Source organism: Neobacillus drentensis (assembly GCF_036966985.1).
GTDB classification, from domain to species: domain Bacteria; phylum Bacillota; class Bacilli; order Bacillales; family Cytobacillaceae; genus Neobacillus; species Neobacillus drentensis_E.
The window spans coordinates 921-1,424 of sequence record NZ_JBALSN010000373.1 but is presented as its reverse complement, the minus strand read 5'-3'; the positions used below and the strand labels follow the sequence as shown (position 1 = coordinate 1,424).

Here is a 504-nt window from a genome sequence, read left to right as displayed (position 1 = left end):
AATAATGTTCAATATTAAAATATTTAAGAATTTGTTCTGAGAATATCGTAGGTTTGGAGGTTGCTACGATTAAGGTGTATTGTTGTTCTTTTAATGATTTTAAAAGTGGTGGTATGTTAGGATATAATTCATTTTCAAACATTCCCTTTTGCTTAAATCGTTCCCTATAAAAGTCAATTGCTTTTTGTGATTTTTCCTCACTAAAACCGTAATATTCAGCAAAGGAAACCTGAAGTGGTGGTCCAATAAAGCATTCAAGTTTATCAAGATTCGGTTCAATAATGCCCAATTTCTCTAAAGCATATTGAACTGATTTAGTTATACCTACTTTCGGATCAGATAGCGTGCCGTCTAAATCAAATAAAATTATTTTATACTCGCCCATTTTAAAAATCCCCTCCAATATCATAAAAAGCCAACCCAATTTTAACATAAAAAAGTTTTAAATATTTAAAATAAATCAACGAATAATTATACTAACCTGCACCGTTAGTTCAACAAGAA

The 504-nt window shown here is 29.8% G+C and carries 1 protein-coding gene; it reads right to left on the bottom strand.

Annotated features, from left to right (window positions below):
- On the bottom strand, window positions 1–385 hold a 385-nt coding region (locus V7659_RS22385; protein WP_335542398.1), incomplete at its 3' end, for an HAD hydrolase-like protein.
- Between the last annotated feature and the right edge of the window lie 119 nt (window positions 386–504).